This window comes from Planctopirus hydrillae (assembly GCF_001707835.1).
Lineage (GTDB): Bacteria > Planctomycetota > Planctomycetia > Planctomycetales > Planctomycetaceae > Planctopirus > Planctopirus hydrillae.
On sequence record NZ_LYDR01000103.1, the window covers coordinates 40,717 to 63,006 of the forward strand.

16 protein-coding genes are annotated in these 22,290 nt (G+C 55.5%); 15 read left to right on the forward strand and 1 reads right to left on the reverse strand.

Annotation, left to right across the window (positions count from 1 at the left end; genetic code table 11):
- Positions 1–22: 22 nt before the first annotated feature.
- The 13 genes from A6X21_RS12245 (at position 23) to A6X21_RS12305 (ending at position 18,326) form a co-directional block, all read left to right on the forward strand.
- Positions 23–1,285, forward strand: a complete 1,263-nt coding sequence (locus A6X21_RS12245) for a GNAT family N-acetyltransferase (RefSeq protein WP_068848267.1) — start codon at positions 23–25, stop codon at positions 1,283–1,285.
- The gene (locus A6X21_RS12250; protein WP_240490251.1) at positions 1,282–2,568 is read left to right on the forward strand and encodes a glycosyltransferase; all 1,287 of its coding nucleotides are present in this window, start codon (positions 1,282–1,284) and stop codon (positions 2,566–2,568) included. Before A6X21_RS12245 ends, A6X21_RS12250 begins: the two co-directional genes overlap by 4 nt.
- Positions 2,569–2,633: 65 nt before the next feature.
- Positions 2,634–4,076, forward strand: coding sequence for a phenylacetate--CoA ligase family protein (locus tag A6X21_RS12255; protein WP_068848269.1), 1,443 nt, complete (start codon positions 2,634–2,636; stop codon positions 4,074–4,076).
- Positions 4,064–5,521 (forward strand): GNAT family N-acetyltransferase, encoded by a 1,458-nt coding sequence (locus tag A6X21_RS12260; RefSeq protein ID WP_068848271.1) that lies wholly within the window; start codon positions 4,064–4,066, stop codon positions 5,519–5,521. The genes A6X21_RS12255 and A6X21_RS12260 overlap by 13 nt, the downstream gene beginning before the upstream one ends.
- A gap of 131 nt (positions 5,522–5,652) precedes the next feature.
- Positions 5,653–7,020, forward strand: coding sequence for a glycosyltransferase (locus tag A6X21_RS12265; RefSeq protein ID WP_068848273.1), 1,368 nt, complete (start codon positions 5,653–5,655; stop codon positions 7,018–7,020).
- The gene (locus A6X21_RS12270) at positions 7,017–7,886 is read left to right on the forward strand and encodes a polysaccharide deacetylase family protein (protein WP_068848275.1); all 870 of its coding nucleotides are present in this window, start codon (positions 7,017–7,019) and stop codon (positions 7,884–7,886) included. The genes A6X21_RS12265 and A6X21_RS12270 overlap by 4 nt, the downstream gene beginning before the upstream one ends.
- A 60-nt stretch (positions 7,887–7,946) precedes the next feature.
- Positions 7,947–9,515 carry a glycosyltransferase gene (locus A6X21_RS12275; RefSeq protein WP_165603782.1) on the forward strand — a complete coding sequence of 523 codons (1,569 nt, stop codon included), beginning with the start codon at positions 7,947–7,949 and terminating at the stop codon, positions 9,513–9,515.
- A complete protein-coding gene (locus A6X21_RS12280; protein WP_068848279.1) occupies positions 9,512–10,693 on the forward strand; it encodes a glycosyltransferase in 1,182 nt (393 codons plus the stop codon). Before A6X21_RS12275 ends, A6X21_RS12280 begins: the two co-directional genes overlap by 4 nt.
- 151 nt (positions 10,694–10,844) lie before the next feature.
- The gene (locus A6X21_RS12285) at positions 10,845–12,140 is read left to right on the forward strand and encodes a hypothetical protein (protein WP_068848281.1); all 1,296 of its coding nucleotides are present in this window, start codon (positions 10,845–10,847) and stop codon (positions 12,138–12,140) included.
- 448 nt (positions 12,141–12,588) lie between these two features.
- Positions 12,589–13,761, forward strand: coding sequence for an endonuclease/exonuclease/phosphatase family protein (locus tag A6X21_RS12290; RefSeq protein ID WP_068848283.1), 1,173 nt, complete (start codon positions 12,589–12,591; stop codon positions 13,759–13,761).
- Positions 13,762–13,870: 109 nt separating this feature from the next.
- Positions 13,871–16,207 carry a polysaccharide biosynthesis tyrosine autokinase gene (locus A6X21_RS12295; RefSeq protein ID WP_068848285.1) on the forward strand — a complete coding sequence of 779 codons (2,337 nt, stop codon included), beginning with the start codon at positions 13,871–13,873 and terminating at the stop codon, positions 16,205–16,207.
- 191 nt (positions 16,208–16,398) lie between these two features.
- Entirely contained in the window at positions 16,399–17,349 is a 951-nt protein-coding gene (locus tag A6X21_RS12300) for an HDOD domain-containing protein (protein WP_068848287.1), read from the forward strand.
- A gap of 11 nt (positions 17,350–17,360) precedes the next feature.
- Positions 17,361–18,326 (forward strand): HDOD domain-containing protein, encoded by a 966-nt coding sequence (locus A6X21_RS12305; protein ID WP_068848289.1) that lies wholly within the window; start codon positions 17,361–17,363, stop codon positions 18,324–18,326.
- A gap of 428 nt (positions 18,327–18,754) precedes the next feature.
- Here the strand turns inward: A6X21_RS12305 and A6X21_RS12310 are convergent, their stop codons facing one another.
- Positions 18,755–19,777 carry a DUF1559 domain-containing protein gene (locus A6X21_RS12310; protein WP_068848291.1) on the reverse strand — a complete coding sequence of 341 codons (1,023 nt, stop codon included), beginning with the start codon at positions 19,775–19,777 and terminating at the stop codon, positions 18,755–18,757.
- Positions 19,778–20,051: 274 nt separating this feature from the next.
- Between A6X21_RS12310 and A6X21_RS12315 the strand changes: the two genes are divergently transcribed.
- Positions 20,052–21,281 carry an AraC family transcriptional regulator gene (locus tag A6X21_RS12315; RefSeq protein WP_013112148.1) on the forward strand — a complete coding sequence of 410 codons (1,230 nt, stop codon included), beginning with the start codon at positions 20,052–20,054 and terminating at the stop codon, positions 21,279–21,281.
- 221 nt (positions 21,282–21,502) lie between these two features.
- The gene (locus A6X21_RS12320) at positions 21,503–22,078 is read left to right on the forward strand and encodes a cob(I)yrinic acid a,c-diamide adenosyltransferase (RefSeq protein WP_068848293.1); all 576 of its coding nucleotides are present in this window, start codon (positions 21,503–21,505) and stop codon (positions 22,076–22,078) included.
- Positions 22,079–22,290: the final 212 nt, after the last annotated feature.

Consider the following 22,290-nt stretch of genomic DNA (forward strand, 5'->3'; position numbering starts at 1 on the left):
TCGCTCTTCGGAAACCTGCTCGATGCTCACTGGCATCTCCATCAACGATCCCAAAAACTTCAGCTCGACAACGAGTGCTGAACAGCAGGCATTGGCCCATGCCAGGCCGCGCATGAAGATCACCTGGCACAGACGCCCCACTTTCGATCAGGCTTTTGCCCAATGGCGAGCCCTCGAAAATCGACTCCATTGGCAGGCACTGACATCCACCACCCGCTGGACACAAACCTGGCTCAAGCATTACGGAGATCCGGTCTCTCCAGAGATTGTCATTGCCGAAGTCAACCACATTCCCGTGGCCGCTCTACTGGTCATTACCAGCGAACAGCAATTCGAAGGCCCCATTCGCCTGCGCACCGTTCACATGGGGACAGCCGGTGAACTCGATTCCGACAGTGCTGTCGTCGAGTACAACACGATCTGTGCCGAACCTGCCTATCAGGAATTGTTTCTTGAGAATGTCATGCAGGTCCTCGCGAATCGTACGACATGGGATGAAATTCGCCTCGATGGATTCGAGCCCCGCGACATCCAGACGCTGCTCGAAAACTATCCGCAGTTCACCTTGCGTCAACGTCCGTGCTATTGCACGAACTTCCCTCCGAACGCTACGCCAGACAGTATTCTCGAACAGCTCACCTCACAGGCACGTCGCGCCATTCGCCGTAATCTGCGGAGCTACGAAGGAGCCGTCGTCGAATGGGGTGATCACGTCGAACTCGCCGAAGAAATCTTCGACGATCTCATTCGTTTGCATCAGGCCCGGTGGAATGCCGAAGGTCAACCTGGGGCTTATGCCAGTGCTCCTTTTCTCTCCTTTCACAAACACCTGCTCAAAGAACTCGTCGCTCATCGCCAGGCAGTGCTGGTGCGTGTTCGCCGAGGCGATGAAGTCATCGGTTGCAGTCACTTATTAATCGATCGCCAGCGCGGGCTGCTCTACCAGAGCGGCCATGCCCCCCACGAATCCCAGCGCAGCCCCGGCCTGTTAACCGACTGGCTCACTTTGCTGGCTTGCCATCAACACGGCCTCACAGCCTTCGACTTCATGGCCGGCGAAACCTACCACAAACGCCGATTGACTCTCGATACCAACGAACTTCTCTGGGCGCGCTGGATTCGTCCCACCTGGAAAAGAACAGTCATCGATCGCTTGCGATACTTCAAAAGGTTCTCACATCGACTGATCTCTGGCTCGTCACGTTCCACCAGTTCAACTCATCCATCAGCGAGTGAGCCAGATCTTTCCCAACCTGGCACAGCAGCCGAAGGGGCTTCGTCATGACCATCATCACCACTGACCAGCGGCTGGATCCTATGAACTCATCCACATCCACCACCACCATCCTGCCCACCCTGCGACCTGCTGGTCAGCGGTCATTAGCAGCGCTGGCGGGCCATGCTCCTCGTACTTCTACGATCAGCCCGAATCCATCTGTCGTCAGTGATGCAGACGATCCGCATATCGAGGAAACTCCCTCCCGGCCACTCAAGGTCTGTCATGTCAGTCTGACACTGAAAACAGGCGGGCTCGAACGACTCCTCGTCGATTTTGCCCGCAGGCACGATCACGACCGGGCCGAGCTCACCTTCCTCGCCATGCGCGACATCGGCCCTTTTGCCGAATACATCCGCGAAACAGGCTGTGAAGTCCATCAGTTGAAAACCCGCGGCCGACTGGCGCAGTTTCAGGAGATGTCGGCGTTCTTTAAAGCTCATCAATTCGATGTGATTCACACGCACAATACCTATCCCCATTTGTATGCCACACTCGCGGCCCGCTGGAGTGGTGTCCCTGTTGTTGTCAATACGCGCCATGGGCAACGCCTCGGCCATAACTGGCGTGCCAATCTGCAGTACCGCTTTACCAGCCGGCTTGTCGATCGCATTATCGCTGTCTCCGATGATGCCGCCCGCCTTTGTATGAATGAAGATCGACTCCCCGCCAGTGTCGTTGCACGCATCTGGAACGGCATCGATCCCGCCCAGTTTGCCTGGCGAGGTTCGTCCCAGGACCTCTCCGCCATCACGGTCTGCCGCCTCTCTGCAGAAAAAGATATCGGCACACTCCTGAAAGCGGTCGATCGTGTTCGGCGGGTGCATCCCACCTTTCAACTGATCATCGTGGGAGATGGTGCCGAACGTCCCCATCTCGAACAACTCGCTGCACAACTCGATCTCGCCAATCACGTCAGTTTTCTCGGCGAGCGACACGATATCCCGGAACTGCTGGCTCAGGCCGGTTTCTTCGTCAGTTCCTCTTTAAGTGAAGGGATTTCGCTCACCTTGCTGGAAGCGATGGCTGTCGGTTTACCAGTCGTCGCCACAGCCGTCGGTGGCAATCCCGAGATCATTCTGCCGGGTGTCACCGGGCAACTGGCACCTGCCGCTGATCCCGAACAACTGGCCAGCGCCATGCTCGAAATCTGCCAGCATCGAAATGACTGGCTGGCCATGGGGGCTGCAGGACGTGAGCGAGTTCAGGAGTTCTTTCATATCGACCGCATGATCGATGACTACACACGCCTGTATGAAACCTTATTGGCCGAGAAATCCAGGCGCCGCTGAACACCCCTTGGCACTCGCAGCACAGTCATCCCGAAAACATCCGCGATTTTCTGACAAGGCCTGGCATGTACGAGACCTTATATCGAAACATCCTGCTCCCCATGTTCGACGGCACTATCAAAGGCCGCCAGACCATGAAGCACTGGCAACGGGCCGAAGCCACCCAGTGGCATTCCCGCTCCGAGCTCGAACTGCAACAACTCGTCGACCTGCGCCGGCTCGTCGCGCATGCCGCCGCGCACTCGCTCTACTACAAAAACCTGTTTCTTGAGCATGCGATTGATCCCGCTGGTATTTCCTCATTCGATGATTTTCGCAGAATTCCACTGCTCCATCGGGAAACCATTGCGAAAAATCGTCTACAGCTCAGCACATCTCTCCCCATGAAAAGGATCAGCAAAAGTACGGGCGGTTCCAGTGGCGAACCACTGCACTTTGAGATCAGTGCCGAAAGCAATGACCGCCGTGTCGCCATGACTCATCGTGGTTACGGCTGGGCCCATGCCGGCCCAGGCACCAGACAGCTCTACATCTGGGGTACTCCGCCATCTCGTCTGGCCGCCTGGAAACGCTGGAAAATGTCGCTGCATCACGCCTTTGACCATCATCTGGTGCTGAGCTGTTTCGAGTTCACTCCCGAGATGATGCACAGGCAGCTTCGCCGCATGAATGCGTGGCGACCTCAAGTGATTGTGGCCTACACCAATGCCGCCTATGAGTTTGCCCGCTTCATTGAAAGCGAAGGTCTCCAGGTGTGGCAGCCAAAGTCGATTGTCGTGGGTGCTGAAAAACTGCATGACTTCCAGCGGATTGTCCTCGAACGAGTCTTTAAGGCACCTGTTTTCGAAACGTATGGTTCCCGGGAATTCATGCTGATTGGTGCGGAATGTGAGCAGCATTCAGGTCTACATCTCAGCATGGAAAACCTCTTCGTGGAAATTCTCGATGATGAGGGCCAGCCCACATCCGCTGGCGAAGAAGGCAACGTCGTCATCACCGATCTCTTTAACGATGCCATGCCCTTCATCCGCTATGTCAACGGAGACCGGGCGATTGCCGGCTTCGAGAACTGTCCCTGTGGTCGCGGGTTGCCACTCCTGCGCAAAGTCACCGGAAGGCAGCTCGATGTCCTGACAACCCCCGATGGTCGCAAAATTCCCGGCGAATTCTTCCCTCATCTCATCAAAGATTATCGCTCGATCCGCCGGTTTCAGGTCATCCAGAATGAACCACACGAGATCATCGTCCGCATGGTCACAAATGGTGGGCTCACTCTGGCCGATCGGCATCATCTCGAAAACGATCTGCGTGAAGGCATCGGCCCGGTCGTCACTCTCAAACTCGAACAGGTCGATGACATTCCATTAACTCGAGCCGGCAAATTGAAAGTGGTGGTCAATAATCTGCAGACCTCGCAAGCCTCCGGCAGACTTCCGGAACATTCAGCCCCTGTAGCAGGCCATGACAATCAACCCGCAGCCCAAGGAGCGATGGTATGCCAGCATTGATTGAAACCCTGCCATCAAACAGCCTTTCAACTGGCTGTGTGCCATGCTTGCAGCTCTGGGCGAGCATGTTTTCACAATTAACAACGCGCCGTTATTTTGTGGGAAACGTATCAAACAGCTCCACAGCAACAGGCCCGGCAGTCGGTGCGCCGCACAACATCACATCGGCCACCCATCATCACCTGCAACCTGGGGTTGGAACTCTTGTCGTCCGCCAACTGCCACTTGAGCAGATGCTGGCCGATGCCCAGCTTCAGGCCCGCTGGATCGATCTGTTGCGTAGAGCCGAAAATGGTTACGCCATTCTGCATCCCGAACATGTCGCCACCGAGTGGAAGTTCTGGAGCTACCGGCCCGATGGCTCGATGTGGCAACCCCAAGTCATTTTTCAAGAACACCATGGCTCAGAACACCCTGGCCAGTGGGAAAGCCTGGCAGTCCTGCTCCCCCGCCAGATGGCCGCTCGTCGCCTCACACATCTCCCTTTGCCCGTTCAACTCCACGGCTGGCATCTGGTGGGGGGACAGATCCTCCGCACATCGACCAGTAAAGAATTCTTCGAACCGGCATCCAGCAGCACGCGAGCCATCTTTTCAGCCATCAGACAGCATGTCGATCTGTCACGAGGTGACTTCTTGCAGATCGAAGACCTCGACGTGGACGATCCTCTCTACGGAGCAGTTCAATCCCTCTCTGGTACTGGTTTCGAAGTGCACGTTCCTTATGGCTACCGCGCCCGGTGGAGAATCGATCTGCGCGGCGGCTCGGCTGGCTACTGGAGCAAATTCTCCAGCAAAACCCGCAATGGCTTCAAACGCAAACAGAAGAAATGCCCTTCCCGACAGCTAGAATGCATCACTCATCCGCAGGATGTTCCCCGCTTTCTCGAAGCCGCCAGCGAAATCTCGAAGCATACCTGGCAGACCCACGAACTCGGCCTGCGGATCAAAAATGATCCCCGCGATCAGGCGATCTATGGTGCCCTTGCCGAAGCAGGTTTGTTCCGCTCGTATTTGTGGTCGATCGATGGCCGGCCCGTCGCATTTCTCGTCGGCAATCAGTGCGCAGAGACATTCCACTACGAAGAAGTTGGCTTCCATGAAGACTTTGCCGACTACTCACCCGGCCTGCTCATGCTGATCGATGTGCTCAACGACATGCTGGTCGTGAACACACCCCGCTGGTTCGACTTTGGCGGCGGAGATGCCGAATACAAACGCATCTTCGGGAATGACCAAAGCTCCAGTGGCACAACCTGGCTCGTGCGCCGCCATGGTCTGGCAGCCGGCATGTTTCACCTGGCACTCGCCGTCAACTCGATTCGCCAGCAGGGAGCCCGTCTGCGAGACTATTACAAAGATCGTAAACGATTACTTAAAAACAACTTACAAAAAGATACCACCCCGGGGACGAATCTGCCGACCGGGGATGAAAATCCAAGCTAACTTTTAAGGGAGAGCCTGTCATTTTCGATTGTGGTCGCCATGTCTTTTCCACTGGCCAAACCGCTGTGTGACGGGTTTCCACCTGTAGCAAGATCTTCCTGGCTGCGGGCCGTAGCAAGGATCATTACGGCATGCGAGTTTTGTTTTTCTCACATAACTTTCCGAATCCGTGGAATCCCGGATTAGGCACCTTCAACCGCACCATGCTCGCCGGTCTGGCAGCTTCGTCGCGCTTGACGGAATCCCATGCCACGCCGAATGGTGGTGCCGCACAACATCCGCACAAAGTCCGCATCGTTTCCCCGATCCCCTGGAATCAGTGGTATTCGAGTCTCATTCCCGGCTGTAAACCCAAAGCGAATTTCGACACCTTCGAAGCCATACCGGGAGTACCAGCCACTTACTTCCCCTTCTACTATCCACCCAAAATTCTCCGCTCTCAGTATCATCGCTGCCTCGCGTGGTCGAGCCAGTCCATACTTCCGCAGATCCTGCGCGAAGAGCAGCCCGATGTCGTCCTCTCCTACTGGTCACATCCTGATGGTGCTGTCGCCACGAAAATGGCTCATGCCGCTGGCATTCCTTCCGTTGTGATGACTGGCGGCAGCGATGTGTTATTGCTGGCACGCTCAGGGAGCCGCCGCCGGGCAATTCTCGAAGCACTCCATGCCGCCGATCTCGTCATCACCGTGAGTGAAAATCTTTCCCGCGTCCTCATTGAAGATGGACTGCCACCCGAGAAGCTGGCCGTTGTCCGCCGGGGAGTCGATACCACCATCTTTCAGCCAGGTTCAAAACGAGCTGCCAGAGAAAAACTCAAACAGCCGCAAGATGTCGCCCTGCTGGTCGCACCCGGTCGTCTCGCACCTGTCAAAGGTTGGGAGTACCTCTTGCGTGCCTGTCGTTCGCTGGCAGATCGTGGTTTAAGGTTTCGCTGTGTCTTTGTGGGCCATGGCTCTTTGCAACAACGTCTGCAAGCCCAGGCCGAAGAACTACAGATTACGAACATGATTCATTTTGCCGGCTCCTGCCCTCAGGCAGAACTGGTCGACTGGTATCGCGCAGCCAGTGTGATTGTCTTGCCGAGCATCTCCGAAGGTGTACCCAACGTCCTCATGGAAGCCATGGCCAGTGGTGCGAATTTCGTCGCCAGTGAAGTCGGGGGCATTCCAGAAATTGCCGATCCTTATTTTGATCGGCTCGTTCCCCCTGCACAGCCTCTTTCCCTCGCCAATGCCATTGAAGACTTGCTGAATCACTCACCAGAAACCGATACCGAATCGGGAATGGTGCGTCGCTGGCGCCCCAGCTCACTGGAAGAATCGACCAATCATCTCATCCAGGCACTGACCACCTGCGTGCATCGTTTTCACGATCAGGGGGGTTACATCCGTGGTCTGGCAGATCGCGAGTATCGTCAGCTCATTGAAACCAACGAATCTTCCATGGCCGACGAATACGCTTATCTCTCTTCGAGTCTTGTGGGAGGAACTCCATGAATCCTCTCAAGCAGTTTGCCAAACTTCTGATCACACAGCTTTCGCCCCAGGAAGACTGGCTGATTCAGGCGCGCACTCAGGAAAAGATCTTTTCGTGGACCTTCGATGATGGCCCGGATCCTATCCATACACCTTTCGTGCTGGATGCTCTCCATCAAGTCGGTGCTCGGGCCACGTTCTTTGTGGTGGGTGAACGAGCTGCTCGTTATCCCGATCTGATTCGACGCATTGTGGCTGAAGGTCACGAACTCGGGAACCATACCTGGACTCACAGCGAGCCGGCCCACACTTCGACGGCCGCTTTTCTCGATGAAGTGGATCGCACGCAGGAATACCTCGAAGTCCTCACGAAAATTCGACCGCGCTGGTTTCGCCCACCCAAAGGGGAACTGACTTTTGGCAAATGGCGCGGCCTCGTCCAAAGGAAGCTCGCCATTGCACTCTGGTCGCAAGACCCCAAAGACTGGCGGATGAAATCGGCTGATGAACTTGTCGCCTGGTGCAACAGCACTCAGCCCACGCCAGGAGAAGTGATTCTCCTGCACGATGTCCATCGCTTTGGAGGGATCGCTGTCCGTCTCTGGGCGCGCGAGCCCTGGTATCGCGACTGGCAGAGCATCACTCTCAGTCAGCTTGTCCCCCGCAAAGATGCTCATGGCCAACTCATTCCGCCCGGCGAAATTCCTGATTCAACAGCGATAGCAGGGAGCCAGCTTCCATTCATCCCAGTCCCAACCGACAACCTGGTCATGCAGGCCATTCCAGAAGAATTTTCTGAACCACTGCCCAATCCGATTCCTCCCAAAGGGGCTTCACAACAACGGCAGGTGGAAGAACAGATTGCCATCGACATGTTCGAGTTCTAACGCCCCCTGAAGAGATCCTTTTTCTCGAGAAAATTTCCCGCGTGTCGGGGAGAAATGATTGTGATCACTGCCAAACGTCCGATGCCTCCCTGGCTGCAAGCGATTGCCGAACCCGCGCCTTCGTTTCGTTTTTCAGCCCCTCCGCCGCGTCCGGTTGAACCACCAGCTCGCAAAAGAGTCTTACTGGTGGCTTACAGCTTTCCACCAGTCGGCGGCGCCGGTGTGCAGAGACCTGCCAAATGGGTCAAATATCTCCAGCAGTTTGGCTGGGATGTCACTGTTCTCACAGTCGAAAATCCATCGGTACCACTCCTTGATGAAAGTCTGCTCCAGGAGATTCCCGCTTCAGTGCAGATCATCAAGGCCCGCACGCTCGAACCCGGTTATCGCCTCAAACAGGCCATGATTGGCTCCAGTCATCAGGCGACAAGCACCAGAGCGTCTCAATCTCAGCCCACCACCCGTCAACCTGGGATTTTCCGACGCATGGTCGCCAGGCTTTTGAGCTTTGCCAAACGCTGCGCGAAGCAATGCGCGACCACTCTCCTGCAACCCGATGCTCAACGCCTCTGGTTGCCCGGAGCCTGGAAAGTCGCTTGCCAGGCACTGGAAGAAACTCCTCACGATGCATTGCTCGTCACAGCTCCGCCTTACTCCAGTTTTCTTTTAGGCCAGAAGCTCGCCAGGAAATATCACCTGCCCCTCATTCTCGATTACCGCGACGAATGGGATCTCAGCAGTCAGTATCTCGAAAACTCACCTGGCGGCTGGTATGCCCGCTTCACACAGCAGCGAATGCAGCAGGCCGTTCTCAAAAGTGCCAGTGCCGTCATTGCCACCACGAACGCCAGCAGTGAAGCTCTGCGTGGCCAGTTGCAATCTTTGGGTCTCAATACGCCTGTCGAAACCATCTACAACGGTTTCGATACCACCGATTTTGAATCCGTTTCTGCACCCGAAAGTTCTTCGTCAACAACGGACCGTCCACCCGCTCTTCCCCCGGCATCCACAGATCGATTCCGACTCGTCTATACCGGCACATTATGGAATCTGACCGATATCCAACCCGTCGTCCGGGCACTGGAGCTGGTGTGCAGCCAATCGCCTGAAATCGCATCAAAGATCGAACTGACTGTCATTGGCCGTAAAACGCCCGAACAAACCCAGCTCCTGACACGCCTGGCGGGTTTGCCATGCCAGATCATTTCGCGCGATTATTGCCCGCATGCCGAAGTTCTAGGTTATCAGTCACAAGCCGACAGCCTCCTGTTGTTACTCAGCGATGTGCCCGGTGCTGAACGTGTTGTGCCCGCCAAACTCTTTGAGTATCTCGCCACTCGCAAGCAGATTCTGGCAGTCGTCCCGGCAGGCGAAACGGCTCAAATTGTGCGAACTTTCCACGCCCGGAGCCACTTTCCTCCCGGCGATCCACAGTCTATTGCCAATTGGCTCATCGAGCAGGTGCATCTGAAAACCACCACCACCTCATCAGTTGCATCCAGCTTCCCCGAAGAAGAACTCCTGGCTTACAGCCGGTCTCGTCAAACCGCTCAACTGGCGAAATTGCTGACTGAAGTCTGCGCTATGCAGGGATCGCAAGGTTTGCAGAGAGCACGAGGTGCCGTATGACCATCAGTCTCCCGTTGTTGCTGATGGCGCTCTTCTGGCTGTCGATGCTCCTCCTGGGATACATCTACGTCGGGTATCCCCTTGTCATGGCTTTCTTCGCACGCATCACCCGGCAACCACCGGCTTTACAGGATCAACCGGCTTCACCTGTCAATCCTCGAACCATCAGCGTGCTGCTGTCCGCTCATCATGAACCACTCACTTTACCCCGAAAGATTGAGAATCTGCTCGCCTCGAGTGCTGCTCACCAGATCCAGCAGATCCTCGTTGGTCTCGATGGAGCCGATGAAGAAACATTGGCAGCTCTCCGCCAGATCGAGAATCCGGTATTGAAGGTGGTGCCGTTTGCTGCCAGACGCGGCAAACCTTCCGTCCTCAACGATCTGGCGGCACTCGCCACGGGCGAGATTCTGCTCTTCGTCGATGCGCGGCAAACCTTCGAGCTCGATACCATCGAAAAACTTCTCCAGCGCTTTGATGACCCGCACATCACTGTCGTTTCCGGCGAACTCAAATTCCTCGCCTCCACCCACGAAACCACCGCCAGCGAAGGGGTTGGCTTCTACTGGAAGTACGAGAAGTTCATCCGCAAACAGGAAAGTCGATTCCGCGGTGTGCCAGGCGCTACCGGAGCCTGCTACGCCCTGCGGAAGAGTGCCTTCCAGCCCATCCCTGCTCAAACAATTCTCGATGATGTGTTGATCCCCATGCAGGCTGTCATGCAGGGGGGGAAATGTGTTTTCGAAGCCCATGCGACTATCTGGGATACACCCGCCAAAACCACCCAACACGAATCGACCCGTAAGCGGCGAACCATTGCTGGCGTCGTGCAACTGGTCCTCTTGAAACCGGCTTTGATCCTCCCCTGGAAAAACCCACTCTGGTTCGAGTTTGTCTCCCATAAACTCCTCAGGCTGGCCAGCCCCTGGCTGTTACTCACAGCACTGGTGACAAATCTCCTGCTTTTGCCCACTTCACCCGTCTATGCCTGGCTGCTCGGTGCACAAGCTTTCGCCTGGACTCTCGCCATCGCAGGAGCCATTGTGCAATCCACAGGCGGACAACTCCGCTACTGTGCCCCATTCTTAATGTTCGCCACACTCAACTGGACCACCTTACTCGCCGAGTGGGATGCCCTCTGGAATCGATATCAGGTGACATGGAAGCGTGCCGGTTAAGTTCAGGCGATTTCAAACCTTTGTTGCCAATTCTTGGGTCTTAACGCCAATGGCTGGCCACCTGCCACTTGATTTCGAGCTATAGATCCGATGACGACTTGTTTCGAAAACAGGTTGAACTGCCGCGCATTCAACGACCGAGCTCGATCTTATGCCACTGGACACCTTCACCTCTGCAGGAATCGCACTCTCCGCGACGGCCGCTCTCACTTCGGCAGGCATGGTGGCTGCTTATCGTCATGCTCAGAAAATCGGCCTGACCAACTGGCTCCCTGCCTATCTGAAAAGTCCACGCCCGGCAGCGATCAACGAGAGCGAACCCATCGATCTGTTTCTGGCAGTCTGCGATCATTACGAACCACAGTGGGGCCGCCCGCAGCCAGCCGATGCCTTGGCACGCGTGAATGCCTGGGTCGAAAACTATCCCCGGTTCTTCAGCCAGTTTTCCGATGCCGATGGAGTGGCCCCGCAGCACACATTTTTCTTTCCGCAGGATGAGTATCGCCCCGAATACCTCGATGCTCTGGCCCCATTATGCCGCCAGGGGTTTGGTGATGTCGATATCCACCTGCATCATCATCACGACACAGAATCAGGACTGCGCGAAAAGCTCTCCACCTTCCGAGATGCACTCTTCGATCGACATGGGCTCCTCCGCACAGATCCCGAGACCGGCCGGGTCGTCTACGGCTTCATCCATGGCAACTGGTGCCTGAATAACAGCCGGCGGGATGGCCAATGGTGCGGCGTCGATCACGAAACGCCCATCCTGCTCGAAACCGGCTGCTATGCCGACTTCACCATGCCCAGCGCCCCCAGCGATACACAAACCACCACCATCAACAGCATCTATCATGCAGTCGATCGACCAGGGAAGAATTCACACAATTCAGGGACTCCGGCTCAGGCAGGTCACGCACCGCCAGCCGAAAGCCTGCTCATGATTCAGGGGCCCCTGGTTCCCGATTTTTCGCGTGCCAAATGGGGGCTCATTCCCAGGGTGGAAAATGGTGATCTTCTCGCCAGCCATCCCCCGGCTCTCCGCAGGTTGCCACAGTGGCTCAAGGCGGCTGTCACCATTCACGGAAAGCCGAACTGGCGATTCATCAAGCTGCACACTCACGGCTGCAAACCCGTCAACCAGCAGATGTGGCTTGGTGATCAGGTGGTGAACTTTCATCGCGATCTGGCCCGTTTCTGTGCCCAGCAGCCCCAGTACCGATTGCATTACGTCACCGCCTGGGAAATGTCACTTCTGGTTCGTCTCGCCGAACAGTTCCCACAGTTTTCAACCAACGATCAGATTCAACTCATGCGTCAAATCGCTCGCGGTGGGCCATGGCCAGCCCCAGCCTATCCTCTGGCCAGTGATCAGCCAGCCATTACTCCATCACCATCAGAATTCATCGGGGAAGCGGGATTACCACTGAGTGCGAGCTGCCACTGAAGCAATTTCTATCTGGGCAGGATTGTGAAAGCTGAGCGATAACAACGGATCTGGCGGTTATTGCGATCCTGCCAGAGGCTGACCGAGGGACATCCAGTGAAACATTGCCAAAGATATTGAAGCCAAGGTTCGTTCGGGTCGAAGTTCTGCAATCCCTGCCGATCAAAGGCAGTTTCAGTGCAGTCCCATCACCGTCGATCCGAACCAACCCAAGAAATACGACTCTAATACGCTCTTCATGAAATCATAGTGCTCTGTGCCATGCTTGCAGCCTGTCTTGAGTTAATACTGGGCAAGCATGTCTTGGCAACCAGCACCGCACTGTGTTTTCTTGAAAAACGCATAAGAGAACCTGAGGGCCATCAACCCGGCTCCCAGAAAATCCCGGCATGAGCCGGCACCAGTTCCCATGGACGGGGAATTCATCCTCCGTTGATGGTCACTGCGAGTGAGCCAGTCATTGCATGAATCTGCTGCACGTATCAATCGCCCGGTTTCCGGCGCGATGGGCAGTCGTATTTCCAAACAAAGCCACCGAACTTCGCCCACCTGGGGCACACGCATAGTGGCCCTGCTGGCGATGGCCAATCTGGCCATGGTCATGTTCACCAGTTGGCTCGTCTGGAGTGTCTCCGAGCGCTGGTGGTTAGGTTCTGTCGCCACCTATGCTCCGCGAGAACTGCTCCTCGTTTCCACAGGGTTACTGGCACTGGTCAGCCTGCTCTGGCATCGTCCCTCACTCCTGTTTCATCTGTTTGCCGGGTTGTGGGTGATTCTGGGAGTGGTTGACTGGTCACTGGCTCCTCTTCTGGAACCAGAACATGCCAGTCGTTTCCTTGAAGAAACCTTCGACGACGATAACGATCCTCCACCTGCGCCGATGGCAGGCCGACTGCGTGTCGCGTCCTGCAACGTGCAGGATTACCAACCCGCTTTCGGAGATGTCCTGCGAGACCTCGAAGAACTGCCACCCGATGTCGTCGCATTTCAGGAGTCGCGGTCGATTAATCCCTTATGCGAAGACTACTTTGCCGACTGGCACAAGGTGCAGGTTGAGTACTTCTTCGTCGCTTCCAGATGGCCGCTCGAAGTCCTTGGCCATTGCGATGACTCGCCCTTCGATCGCTCCTCCGGGCTCGTCGTCAAAGTCGCTCATCCCGAGCATCCCTTTGCATTGGCCAATGTCCACCTGATGACCGCCAGACCCGGCCTTCGTGAACTCACCCCCGGCTCAATTCTTCGCGGCGACGGCCCGGCCGAACTGGCCGCGTTGACACTCATGCGTTCCGAAGAGATGCAGCAGTTGCGACACTTCATTGAGAATGCTCGTCAGGGGCTCCCGCTCATCGTCGTAGGGGATTTCAACACACCCGCAAGCAGCCATGTCTTTCAGGAAGCCTGGGGAGATCTCACCGGTGGCTTCGAAACCGCTGCAATCGGGCCTTCCCATACCGCTCCCTGCCGACCCATCAGCTTTTGGCCAGGAACGTGGCCCTGGTCTCGAATTGACCATATCCGCGTCACACCCGAATGGAAATTCCATCAATTCGTGACAGGCGATCGCAATGGTTCCGATCATCGTCTCGTGGCCTGTGAACTCGAACTTCTACCCTTCGATTGACGTGCCCTGCTCGAGATGAAGGCCATGCCCCTGGATCATGGGCCCATTGACACACCAGATTGAGAACTACGCGACTCGGAACGAATCCGAATCCATATCAGGATGAATTATGCGTCAGACACCCCAGGATTCCGAATTGGCATCATCCTTCGAGACCGAAGGCGAAGGAGGCCTTTCGATTGACTGGATGAATCTGGTTTTCCGCTACCGCTGGTGGCTTTGTGCAGGTGTCGTGCTCGGTCTCGGTCTCGGGATCGCTGCGTATATCAAGCTGGGGCCGGAATACATGGCCATTGGCCAGGTGATGGTTTCCCGCCGCAATGCTGTCCCGCTCAAAGAACAGAGTGCGATCGGCGACTGGGGTGAGCGCAGCGAGCATATCGCCTTGATCATGAGTCCCATGATTGCCAGCGAAGCAGTGCGTCTTGGCAAGCTCGACAAACTGAAAACGTTTGCCGGTGAAAGCGATCCTACGCAGATGGTACTCGATGACCTCAAGGTCAAACGCGTAGCGGGTCAGGATCGTTCCTACCTCAACGTTCTCGATGTCACGTTTCAAAGTGCCAGTGCCGACGATGCGCGTCACGTCGTCAAAGCCGTGATCGATGCGTATGCCAGTTATCTCAATGAATCCCGCAGTGAGAAAACCACAGAAGTTTTCAAGACCGCCCAGGACGCTCACGACACACTCCAGAAGTCTCTGCGCGAGAAAGAAGAGGCGTATCTCAAGTTTCGCGAGTCGGCTCCTTTGCAGTGGAGGGCTCCCATTGGAGCGATTGCGGCCGATGGCACATCCGGCGCCACGAACGTCCATCAGGAACGCGTCATTGCCGTCGAAGAGCAGCGCCGGCTGAATCTGTTGCGACGGACAGAAATCAATTCACGCATTCAGGCGTTACAGAAAGCCCAGGATCAAGGTGAATCCACCTCGACGATGGAAATGCTCATCCGCCGCTTCATTGCCAACGATGGCTCAGGAGCTGAACTTCAACAGCAGCAACAGGAAATCTCCGCCTTCGAGAATCGTTTACTGCCACTCATTCTCGAAGAAGAAAAATTGCTGCGAGACTTCGGGCCCGATCATCCCGAAGTCAAAGCCGTTCGCAAATCGATCGATACCACGCTCGATTTCTATCGCAAACATGGTCTCCGCATGCCTGATGACATGACCCCCGGCCCTGATGGTAAGCCTCTCATCAAAGAACGTGCGAACCTCGTCCAGAACTATATGGAAACCTTGCGACAGCAGCTTAAAGAGCTCGACATCCGCGAACAGCAACTCAATGTCCTCTTTGAACTCGAATCCAATAAAGCCAAAGAATACGCCCGTTTTCAGGCAGAAGATCAGGCCATGACGGCTGAACTTAACCGCCTGCGTGGCCTGTGGGGACAACTTGTCGATCGCATGAGTCAGCTCACCATCGACAAAGAATCCAGCGGCTACACACTCCGGCAGACAGGCCCGATCAAAGACGAATGGGTCCTCAAACGACTCCTCAAAATCGTCGGGGCCGGCATGGTTGCCGGGATGGGGCTGATCATCTCATTGATTGTCCTCAAGGAGTTCCTGAGCAATCAGGTACGTACAGTTCGAGAAGTGCGGCAATTGCTCCCCGAGGCCTATCTGGGGGCGGTCACCTCTTTCGATCCCGAGCAAAGCCGCCTCGACCCGGTCCAGAATGTTCATCCTTCACTCAGATATCTAAGATCACCAGCCTCCATCGAAGCCGAGAATTACCGCACCATCCGCACTTCGCTGCTCGTCACTGCCGAAGCGTTGAACACGCAGGTCATTCAGGTCGGCAGCCCCGAGCCAGGGGACGGAAAGACAACACTCGTCTCGAATCTGGCCCTCGCACTGGCCAGTTCTGGCAAACGAGTCCTGCTCATCGATGCCGATCTCAGACGCCCGATGGCCACTCGGCTGTTTGGCTTAAGGCCCGATCCGGGACTTGTCGACGTTCTCCAGGGAGAAATTGCCCTCGAAAATGCCATTGTCGAAACTGTTGTCGAAGGCTTAACCATCCTCCCTTCTGGCAGACCGCCGCATAACCCGGCAGAACTACTCGAAGGTGGGCCGCTACGCCAATTAATGGCCAAGGCACGAACTTTGGCCGATATCGTGCTGATCGATGCCCCGCCCGTCCTCGCAGTGAGCGATGCCTGCATCATCGGCCAACACGTCGATGGCTATCTGCTCACGGTTCGCTTAGGGAAAAACCGTCGTCCCATGCTCAAGCGTTCGCGAGATCTCCTCCTGGCGCATCACATCCCGATTCTTGGTGTGGTTGCCAATGGCGTCGAACCCAGCGACCGCGAGGAAATGGGCTACTACGCCGACTACAACCGTAATGAAGCCTTCTTTCCTCAAGACCAGTCATTGCCGGAGAAGTCATCGACTCATCGCGATTTGACCATATCAGCCAGCCCCGTGAGGCAGCCGTAAACCTTTGCGATGTGTTGAGAGAAAATCCGTCCTTCCCGAATTTCAAAATCATCGGGATCAAACGCCATTTCGAGAGTCAATCACTCAAAAATCTCTGGGAAACATCAAGTGGAGACCGCTTCGACACAGAATGCGAACTATTCATGAGTGTGGCCATAAAGGATTCTTGTTCCTGATCGTTGATAGTCACCATGAATTGGACGGATTTACGGCAGTCACTCATTGGGAAAGTTCCCCCAGTGGTTCTGCCACCATCGCTGAAACTGCCAGTCCTTCCCACCGCCGTGATTGAATTCAATCGCAAGGCCGACGACCCGAATGCGGGAGCTCACGAGCTCGCGAAAATCGTCGAAGCGGATGCCGGCTTGACGTGCGAACTCTTGAAGCACGCCAACTCAGCCTCCATGGGTTTACGAACCAGAGTCAATGGTGCCAAACAGGCACTTTCTGTTCTGGGCATACGCAACGTCAAAATGCTTCTGATCTCGTTTGGCGTTGAAAGAGCCCTCAAAGCCTCGCAATCCAAACTGGTCAACTTTCAGGTTTTTGCCGCTGGTAATCTGGAGCGGGCACTTTTTGCACGCGAATTGAGCCGCCGGACTGGTGCCGATAGCGAACTTTCTTTCGCCGCTTCAATGCTCACCGACTTCCTGCTCCCCGCCTTAGGGAATGAACTGCTCGAAACCTACCTGAGTTTCTTAAGTCTCCCCGACTCCACACGGCCCGCACTGGTTCAGTTCGAGCGGAAGGCCTTTGGCTGGGACCATGCACTCGCCATGGGGCAGATGATGCACTCCTGGAACTTCCCCGACGACCTCGTCTGCTCAGTGCTGCTTCATCATGCCGGGCTCACACTGCTCAAGCATCCCCAGATGAAATCGACCAGTTGTGCAGTGGTGGCCTGTGCCTCACTCATCCCCGATCCACTCAAGCAATCGCCCGATGGACTCAAGCAGTTACTCGAACTCGAAGCGATCATCCCGAATCTATCAGTACAAGAAATGGCTGAGAACGTCCAAAGGTCGTTTCAGGAACTGGGCCAGGGGTTGAAAAACCCTTTCCCACTGGTCAGACGATTGGAAAAACTGCTGGTCTCAGCGAGTCCTCCCGGCCAACTGACCACTGCCAGTTCCGGTCCATGAGAGAGGTCAACATGTCCAACATCGACTGGAGCGCAATCCGTGAAAAGGCAATGGGGCCGTTTCAATTGTCGGTTCTGCCTCCCACTCTTGAATTGCCGGCACTGCCCCATGCGGTCGCTGCATTTCTGGATCGTTCTCGAGATGAACAGATCGAAATGCGGGAACTCGCTTCGATCATCGAGACGGACTCCGGTTTGACAGTCGAACTGCTGCGCTATGCCAACTCATCGTTCATCGGGCTGCGAACGAAAGTGCGGACAGTCCTCCAGGCCTTGTCGATCCTGGGCTTTCGCCAGAGTAAACTTTTCGTGCTGACCAGTGGTGCTCAGGCAGCGATTCGCTCTCGAAAATCAAAGCTCATCCATCAGGCGAGCTTCTGGAACACCAGCCTGCAGCGAGCCCTCTTCGCCCGGGAAGTCGCGAGGCTGTTAGGGGCCGACGAAGATGGTGCCTTCGCCGGAGCCGTCATGCAGGATTTTCTACTTCCCGTCCTGACCAATGATCTCTTTGACCGCTACGCACCTTTCACCAGTGATCGTGTGGCACAGCCGGATGGACTCGACGAATACGAACAGCGGGAGTTCGGCTGGGATCACGCACTCATTGCGGCCGGTCTGGCCACTCGCTGGAAACTTCCCGACGATCTGATCTGTGGCATTCTCATGCATCACAAAGGCTTAAGACTCCTGGCAGATCCGATCCTGAGACGCACGTCTGTCGCTGCCATTGCCATTTCGTCGCTACTGCCCGATGGTCTCAGACAGCAGTACTCCGGTCTCGATCAACTGGTGTTGCTCGAAACCAAGTGGAGTGCCTTCAAACTGGCCGAGATCATTCAGAAGGTCGATACCGCTCACCAGGCCCTGGGCCTTGGCGTGCGCAACGACTATCCCCTTTCGCGAATCTGCCGCACGGCTCTGGCACATTCGGTCGTTCCCGAACTCTCACAACAGGTCGCCAGCCAGCTCCCCGCCTGAAGTATTTTTGCTTCCCATCAAGCGGCTTGGGACGCTAACTTCATAAGGCCCCCGCCAACACAACGATTCAAATGGCCTTGGGTGGCAAGACTCTGGAGGCTCTGCGGAAGGGCGTGATTTTTGCGTCTATCCAAATCATATGTGACGTAAGTTCGGATGGCTGGGTTCGAATGTCTTCATCCGCCCCCAGTTCCAAAGCGCTGTCAGCACAATGCATCCGCGAGATGCATTCACGACTTTGAAGCACGTTTTCTATTAGTGATGAGCGTCAAAGCACCTGGGGGCAAACGAGGACGTTTGACCCCAGCCACACAGTTTCCAGCCTCACCTCAAATCAGCAAGCTTGCCAAGTGGTGTGTCGAAGACATGAGCTTTGGGCAAGCATGGCTTCTCAACCAACACCGTGCTGTTATTACCCGGAAAGCCCCTTAGTACTCACCAACCGTTTCGCCGCTGGCTCGAGTCCCAATGGCTGTGCGAATGGTCGAGTCGATGTTTTCGCTGATGAAGCGGACAGACCCGTCACCCATCAGCAGATGGCAACCCCCTTCATGAGTGCTGCCGAATGAAACTTCCTTCTGTACATCGGTCGCTGTCACAGAGTCCCACAGGTTGATTCCCACACCCAGCGAACCGAAAAACTCCGAGGCATCTGTCCTCGTGCCACCTGTGTCCATGCCGTCACCACCCATGATCCAGTGATCATAGCGCTGGCCAGTGGCTGTGCCATCCACAGGTTCCGTTGGTGATGAGAGGTTCTCAGTCTGTGGCCTGGTTTCGCCAATCAGAACGGTGTTCGAGAGGCCATCCGTAATATCGCGAAAGTTATTCGTGGGAGTTCGCGAAATGGTTCCACCGGCGGGTGTGACCTTATCACGCACAGGGAGCATGCCATTATCGTCCAGGAATCGATTGGCATCGGTGACAGCAGTCCCAGAGGCACAGGCAATATAAGTCGCGATAAATCGGTCACTCACATACCAGCCGTCAGTGCTGATATCGAGCACGTTGGTTGGACCCGGCAATGAAGGACAACGGAACGCAGGAATGACCGCTCGACAGGCACGGATGTTTCGATCGGTCACACTTGTCCCACTGGCTGCATAAGTCGCTGAGCCATTTCCCCAGTTGTTCCCTTCTGTGTAGTTCGTAAACAGGTTGGTCGTATCCAGCGTGTTGTAAAGCGGGGCCTGATCCAGCATGGGCAGGAGTGCTGCTGACCAGACTTCTCCCAGTCCGGTATTGGCAGCCGGCGGCAGATTTCCAAACTGATCGTGGAAGTTATGGACTGCCAGTCCCAATTGTTTCAAATTGTTCCGGCACTGTGTCCGGCGAGCCGCTTCCCGGGCCTGCTGGACAGCCGGGAGCAGCAAAGCAATCAAAATCGCAATAATTGCGATCACGACTAAAAGCTCAATCAGGGTAAACCCTTTGCGAATGCGCATTTTCATTGTACACTACCTGAAAAATGAAGAGATCTTGAGGGGGAACGAGAAGGATTCCCCAAGAAAAGATGCGTTGCTCACCTCCACCCATCTCTCAGGAAGTGAATTCAACGACAGGTAGTGTGTACTTCACCTCGATTCGCTCCAATGAGTATTTACGCAATTCTTTTGATAGTTTCCCCGTGTTTATGAAGTTTGACTCACAATCTCCCTGAGTTCGTCAGGAAATGATGAGCGCCGGTACTTAAAGTCACATCTTTCCACTCCAGATCGAGGTCGTATGTCGCAAGAAGCCCCCGCTTCCCAGGATTCGTCCGAAATTTCTCCGCGTCCAGCGACATTGCCGGTATCGGCCATGCCACCCACCATGCATCGCAGTGTGGCACTCATCGTCCATACTTCATCTGACTGGACGAGGCAGGTCTTGCGCGGGATTGCCCAATATGCCAGCGAGCACGGCTTCTGGGATTTCTTTATCGAGCCACGCGGTCACGACGAAAAACTGCTGATTCCCAAGGGCTGGAGTGGCGATGGCATTATTGCCCGCCTCACTCATCCCGCACTCGAAAAGCAGATCCTCAAAAGCAATCTCCCTTGCGTCAACGTCTCCTGGATGGGGCAGCATTCCCTCCGGATCCCCAAAGTCGTCTCCGATGAAGCGGCCTGCGGAAGGCTCGCTGCCGAACATTTCCTCGAACAGTCCTTCCGCAGCTTCGCTTACATCGGGCCAATTCATCGTGCCGGATATGACGATCTGCTGGGGAAAAACTACATCAATACGCTGCTGCAAGCCGGTCATCAGACCAGTATTTATCAGCCCACAGTGCCAATTCCTGTCCCTGACCTTTTAACTCAACGCAAAGGTTTTCTGCAGTGGCTGAAGATGCTCCCCAAGCCAACGGCAATCTTCACCTGGAGTGGTGAAGTGGGCCGCGAGTTAATGACCTGTGCCCGCCTCAGCAGGTTTCGGATCCCCGACGATATTGCCCTGCTGGTTGGTGAAAATGATCCGCTGTTGTCAGCGCTGGCACCCGTCCCGCTTTCCAATATCGACCAGGCGCCTGTCCGTGTCGGTTACGAAGCAGCCACTTTGCTCGACAAACTCATGAATGGCGAACCAGCACCGGAAGAGCCGATTCTTGTCCCCCCCGTCGGTGTGGTGCAGCGCCGATCCACAGAAACATCGGCTGTCGATGATCCTCTGGTCGATATGGCCGTTCGCTTTATGCGTGACCATTTGAGCGAACCGATTCAGATTGCGGATGTGGAGAAAGCCCTCAATGTCTCCCGCCGGGTGCTGGAACACCGCTTCCATAAAGTGCTCGACGATACTCCAGCTAATGTCCTTCGCAGGATGAGATTGCAGAACGTTAAACGACTCCTGGGTGAAACCACACTTCCACTGGCCCGCATTGCACAACTCACGGGCTTCAATCACGTGGAAGTTCTGGTACGTACCTTCCGCCGTGAGCTGGGAGTCACTCCCGGCGAATACAGGCGTCGCCACTAATCGACGCTCAACGTCTCGACAGGTCAGAAACAAGTTCAGCAGATCCCATCCCTCACCAGTTCACGGTCCAAGGTATGAATCGACCATCGAGTGACTGACTGAGGTGAATGAGTTGCGGAATTGTACTAGAATCAAAATTCGCAGATTCACATCTGTGTATAGCGTTTCTAAGTACTCTCTCGCCGCGTGCTCGACTTCTTGCCTTCAAAGCGAAATGACTGATGGTCTACCTGAATCGAATCTACACCAAGTCGGGCGACTCGGGATTAACCAGCCTCGGCAACGGAGACCGTGTTTCGAAAACCAGTTCCCGAATTGTGGCGTATGGTGGCGTTGATGAACTCAATGCCAGCCTGGGCGTGGCGTTACATGCCCAGCTCACTGACGAAATTCGACAACTGCTCACCTCGATCCAGCACGATCTTTTTGATCTGGGGGCTGATCTGTGCATCCCTCAGAAAGAGAACGAAGCACCTGGAGAAGCCCTGCGGATGACGGCCGCTCAAATTGAGCGTCTCGAAAAAGCGATTGATCAGGCTGTCGATCAGTTGACTCCCCTGACCAGCTTTGTACTGCCTGGCGGCACAGAAGCCGCCGCCGCTTTGCACGTCGCACGAACCGTCTGCCGCCGAGTGGAAATTGGTGTCATCGCTCTCAGTGACCAGGAACCAGTCAGCCCTCATTGTGTGATCTACCTCAATCGGCTCTCCGATCTCCTTTTCTGCCTGGCGAGACTCTGCAACGATGGCGGCAAAGCCGATGTCCTCTGGATTCCCGGCAAGAATCGCCCCGCTTAATCGCCGCATTGTGTCTTGCAGTCAGCTTGCAATGAACCAGTACCGCCCAATCTACCATGGTTGCAGCCTCTTTTGACCTGATACCGGGCAAGCCTGTCTTCCCAGACCACGCGCTGTTATCTTTCGCCAAGGGTAGCCCGGCCAACTCGTGGCCGGGTTGTCGTGCAAAGGCACGACAACAAGAAGCCGCGCCATTCGCGTGCCCCGCCAAC